This window comes from uncultured Candidatus Kuenenia sp., from assembly GCF_900696675.1.
Taxonomy (GTDB): Bacteria; Planctomycetota; Brocadiia; order Brocadiales; family Brocadiaceae; genus Kuenenia; species Kuenenia stuttgartiensis_A.
The window spans coordinates 1-4427 of record NZ_CAADGZ010000191.1 but is presented as its reverse complement, the minus strand read 5'-3'; the positions used below and the strand labels follow the sequence as shown (position 1 = coordinate 4427).

General features: G+C 41.2%; 4 protein-coding genes. All 4 read right to left on the bottom strand.

From position 1 onward, the window contains the following. Positions 1-184 precede the first annotated feature (184 nt). The 4 genes from QZT26_RS16540 to QZT26_RS16525 all read right to left on the bottom strand — a co-directional run bounded on the left by QZT26_RS16540 (position 185) and on the right by QZT26_RS16525 (position 4169). Positions 185-604 (bottom strand): NUMOD1 domain-containing DNA-binding protein, encoded by a 420-nt coding sequence (locus tag QZT26_RS16540; protein WP_295103718.1) that lies wholly within the window; start codon positions 602-604, stop codon positions 185-187. Between the two features lie 638 nt (positions 605-1242). Further along, positions 1243-2247 carry a cation diffusion facilitator family transporter gene (locus tag QZT26_RS16535; RefSeq protein ID WP_164995194.1) on the bottom strand — a complete coding sequence of 335 codons (1005 nt, stop codon included), beginning with the start codon at positions 2245-2247 and terminating at the stop codon, positions 1243-1245. A 194-nt stretch (positions 2248-2441) separates the two neighbouring features. After that, positions 2442-2588, bottom strand: coding sequence for a hypothetical protein (locus tag QZT26_RS16530; RefSeq protein WP_164995193.1), 147 nt, complete (start codon positions 2586-2588; stop codon positions 2442-2444). Between the two features lie 78 nt (positions 2589-2666). Then, on the bottom strand, positions 2667-4169 hold the full coding sequence (locus QZT26_RS16525; protein WP_295103714.1) for a tetratricopeptide repeat protein: 1503 nt from the start codon (positions 4167-4169) through the stop codon (positions 2667-2669). Positions 4170-4427: the final 258 nt, after the last annotated feature.

The window sequence follows — 4427 nt, the reverse complement described above, 5'->3', positions numbered from 1 at the left end:
ATAGTCATTTTCGTAAACAGCAGTAAGAGCGATTCCGTACTTGGAGGGGTATTCAAAACGTGAAAATGTAGATATTTTTGCGACCGGAGATATTTTGTCCTTGACAAAAGCCTTCTAATGAGTGAATCCGTCCCTGAAGATGCCTGCAAGACTATAATGGTATTTTGAGGAATCGGATATATGCTTAAGAAATCAGGGGTTCATGTTTGTAAACAAAGTGTGAATCTTTTGAATGTTCAACATTACTGTTGCATTTATCACATCTTCGGTTATAGGTATCAATACTAATAAATTTTGCGTTGCAGAGAAGGCAGTGGCGAATCTTCGCGTTCTTATACATATTTTTGATTCTATGATATTTTCTGCTAAGCAGCTTATTTTCCCATTCTTCATTCATAATAATTAACGAGCGATTCGTTGTACCTTCTTCGTTCTGCAATGATTCCCATATAAAGCCCCTGCCAGAGTCCTTTTTTCTGTTTATACAATAACTTATAGTTGCCTTGCTTACCCCTGTAAGTTTTGATGCCTCTGTGACAGAAGAAAATATATTCATTACCATGCCGCTTGTTAAATCAATTTGTTTTACTTTTTTTGTTTCCATAGGCTTATTCAGATTTAAAAGGTTTATGAGATTACCCTGTAAGTAGAGATACTTTTAAAAACACTACCGCTCTTAGCAAACAAAATCAGGCAATAAACGTAACAATTTGTAACTATTATTTTTCAAACAACCAAACGTGTACGAATGACAACTATACAATTAACAATTATTATGCCAAATGTTGTTTATGATGAATAAAAGGATATAGGTTGTTTTAATAGTTATATTTTACAGGGGAAATTTTTTTTTAAATTGGTGGGCAATGCCTGAAACTGTGTCTTTCGTCATAGTGTCTGCGCAAGAATTGCAAAAAAGGGAGGAAGTGTCTTAACATATTGCAACATAAAGAGTATTTTTCAAAATAAAGCGGGAAGATGAACAAAATGCGGCTTATTAACCGGTTTTTTAAGTGCAATAATTGCATGGGGGGGAAATATGGTATGAAGCAGGGGTCACGTCCGCATAAGCGCTAAGTTAATTACGGATTAATTTAACCGTGTAAGGTGAGGTCGGAGGTCAGAAGTCCGTGTTTTTAGTAAACTTCCGACCTCCGAATGAATTACGAATATCGAACAAGGAACTTCGAATTGTTAAGTAGTGGCATATTACAATTTGCCGATTGCCGACAGCCTTTTTTATTAATATACCTCAAGAGAGATAGAGGATATTTCAGGGAATCGTTCACGGATGGCCCTTTCCAGTTTATTGATTTCATTGCCGACGACCCTTACGGTTCTCTCTATGGTGTCAACAAGTATGGGCAAAGGTTCTTCTCCTTGCCGGATGAGTTCCGCATCGGCCTCGACTTGTTTTCTGTCAAACATGATTCCTCCATGAAATTCTATTTCTGCAGTAAGTTTTACCATGTTTGGGCCAAGGATTTGGGTTTTGAGGCTGATTACCTTTTCCACCGATGGGTATATCCCGATAAATTGCCGTATATCCTTCTCCTTTTTCTCACTTACTGCCATGCCAATGAGTAAACGTCCATTCACAAAAGCAAGTAATACCGCCATGATTCCAAGAAATATACCAATTATAATAGAGGCAACGGCGTCAGGCAGGTGACTCTGATATATATGAGACAGCCATAGTCCTGTAAGGGCAGTAACAACGCCAAGTACGGCAATGGAATCTTCGAGCAAGACAGCGGTGATAGTGGAGTCATCTCCGGACAAAACAATATTCCTCAGTGAACGTCTGTCCTGTTTCTTTTTCAATTTTTTATATGCAATAGTCAATACATATCCTTCAACAAAAAAGGACAGCGCAAGGATTGTAATGGACAACCAATATAATTCTGAGCGAAAAGCCTCATGAGGTTTGAAAAGCGAACTGATGCCGTGATAGGTGGTTACGCCAAATCCTACAAAAAATATACCTACTGCTGAAATTAAGTTCCATAGGTAGCGTGAAGAACCTTGTCCCCATGGAAATTCACGGCTCGGACCGCTACGGCTATGTTGTATGCCTACATAGAGCAATATCTGATTTGCCGTGTCGGCGAATGAGTGAATCGCCTCCGCCAGCATTGAAGGGCTTCTGCTAATGAGCCATCCCGAAAATTTGGCGATGGTAAGAAGTAAATTTCCACAGATAGCGGAAAGAACGACTACGACGGAATCATCCTTTACGTATTTCACGAACGGCACTCCCCTTGTTTTAAAAAAATAATTATTTCACCTCCAATAAAGTGTTTTATCGATCTCGTTCCCAAACTCCACAGACTGGGTTAAATGGACAATTTAATCCTATTTCGTAACAGGCATTTCCACCGGGAACGTAGGAATAAGAAAAAAAATTTATGGCTATTCATGTTATAAGCCTCCAGGATTTCCTACACAGACAATTTCCACCCCCTTAATCCCCCGCCAGCGGGGGACAGGCTTGCCATGTCTCTTGCAGCTTTCATGCCCTTGTGGGTTTGATCCTGATGCATTCCCGGTTTTTTGTGAATTTTGCCATGCTTTAATGAAACGTACATTAGTGCCAACCCTGTCAGGGTTGTTTTACCCCGACCACATAAACGGTTACAAAAAACCGGGAATGCTTCCGTTTGAACTTAAAGACGTACATTAAAATAGAAAAATATCCGTTCTTCATCATAAACAACCGATCTCATGGGCTTTATTTCAAGCCCGGCATTCATACGCCGTTTATTGTCCCATCCGAAAGCAAGTGACGGCTCTGCAAAATCAACACTGTCGCTGTCAATGCCTTGCTTCATTACCATTTCATAAAAAAACTCCGGAGCGCCGGTGTAGTGTTCTTTTCCCAGATAATGGCGCCAGCTTAGGGCCGCAGAATACTTTTTATATGCGTTTGGCGACCAGTACTCGCTTACGTGGTCATCCACATCAAAGCCAAATATTCCCACGGATAATTTTAAAATCCTCGGATATACAAAAAATTTATACCCAACAGACACGTCATACTCAAAGCCATCGTTCCAGTCATTATACCAGTACTGTTTCCCCTGCGCATATACGTCAACACGTTTATCAATATCCCACATAATCCGCCCGCCGGTATAGTAGCGTGCCCTGTGATTGCTTAATGTGATAAAATTCTCAAGGACATCCTCTCTCCCTGTAAACACGGTAGCATCAAACAATTCGGCTATTTGATAATGTATGCCTGTTTCAAATTGAACCGTTTCTTTATTGTTTTCCGTATAGGTGGACAATTCACCGTTTAAATATATCATAACGCCATTCCGGAAATCTTTGTTCCCCTTAAGCCAAAGATGATCTGCCGTAGATCCGGTATGGTCCAAAAAATTGAATGTGGTATGTCCAAGACCCAACGAAACGTCTGTTGCCTCCATTATCCGTGCCGGCTTGTAATTCGCATCTGTTCTGAACCGTGTTATTTCAAAATTCCCGAACGTATCGCCTGTTCCATCCTGATGGATGTACGTAATTTTTAATCCGGCTGATTGTTTTCTGCGCCATTTCTCTGAATCCGCTGCAAATAGCGCCCGGTTATGTCCCGGTTCATAAACAAGCAGTTTTCTGTACGTATCTTCCGATTTCCGGCTCAAATTGAGCTGCGAATATAATTGCCCCAGATCAAATACCAGCTCCGCATCTTCCGGGTGACGCTCCACTAATTTTTCATAATAAGAAACCGCCGTTCGCTTTCGCCTTAACCAGTTATTTTTCTTTGCCTGCCATTCCCAATAGAGTTCATGATTATCGGGAAAATCTTCGCAGAGTTTTTCATATGCCTCGTTTGCCTCTTCAAGCATCAGCGCCCAGCCGTAAACCCTCGCAATCTCATGACGCACCGCAAGGTCTCCCTGACGTATTTCTCCATATTTTTCATACCACTGCAATCCTTCTACAAACTGCTTCGTCCAGCTATACAATCGCGCCAGCCATTTCACCGTCCGGTAATCGTTTGGGTCAAGCTCATACAGCGCCAAATGCTGTTCTATTGCCGGTGCGTATTCACGATGCGAAGCAAGATGTTTTGCATATTCATAGCGAATGCCCGTATCCTCAGGATACTGTTCTATTGCTTTAAGGTACTGATTCTTTACAAATGCATAACACTTCCCCATTAACCCTTTTTCAAAATATCCCATTCTTGACAAAGTCAGGCGGAAGATGGAAACCTCCTCCTGACGTTCTGTAACGGATGTTCACCCCAAGTCAAAAAACAAAAGTGCCGTAAAAGCCTTATATTTATTGGCTTTTACGCCGAACAGCAAGCTTTTTTCTAGTGACTACCCGTATGTTCCGGCTTGGCAATACTTCTGGCAACTTTATCTGTAATGCCTCTAATAATTCATGTGATTGTTGCCGCGGACGCGGGATCT

What these genes read in the sequence shown, in the direction of transcription:
- QZT26_RS16540 (WP_295103718.1), bottom strand. Translation starts at nt 604, where the DNA reads ATGGAAACAAAAAAAGTAAAACAAATTGATTTAACAAGCGGCATGGTA.
- QZT26_RS16525 (WP_295103714.1), bottom strand. Translation starts at nt 4,169, where the DNA reads ATGGGGAAGTGTTATGCATTTGTAAAGAATCAGTACCTTAAAGCAATA.
- QZT26_RS16530 (WP_164995193.1), bottom strand. Translation starts at nt 2,588, where the DNA reads ATGTACGTTTCATTAAAGCATGGCAAAATTCACAAAAAACCGGGAATG.